This window comes from Desulfuromonas sp. TF (genome assembly GCF_000472285.1).
Taxonomy (GTDB): Bacteria; Desulfobacterota; Desulfuromonadia; order Desulfuromonadales; family ATBO01; genus ATBO01.
The window spans coordinates 11,953-12,280 of record NZ_KI421423.1; the positions used below are offsets into that span (position 1 = coordinate 11,953).

Here is a 328-nt window from a genome sequence, read left to right on the forward strand (position 1 = left end):
TCTCTGCGCCTGCGGCGAATCGTCGAGGGGAAGCAGTATCTTCATGTCGTTCATGGTTTCTCTCCTGTTTTCTTGGGTTTTAACCGCCGTAGTTATAGACAAGCCGGGGGAGCAGCAGAACCAGATCCGCCCAGTAGGTGAAGACGAAAAGGAGCAGGATCTGGATCACCAGAAAGGGGAGGACCGCCTTGGAGACGAAAAGCAGACTCTTGTCCGCCACCGATCCCGAGATGTAGAGGCTGACCCCCAGGGGGGGGGTGCAGTACCCGATGCCGAGGTTGACCGTCATCAGCAGGCCGAAGTGCATGGTGTCGATGCCGAACTTGGC

The 328-nt window shown here is 57.6% G+C and carries 1 protein-coding gene; it reads right to left on the reverse strand.

Annotated features, from left to right (window positions below):
• Positions 1–79 precede the first annotated feature (79 nt).
• Positions 80–328: TRAP transporter large permease subunit (locus DTF_RS27330; RefSeq protein ID WP_226989380.1), on the reverse strand; the 249-nt coding region annotated here is incomplete at its 5' end.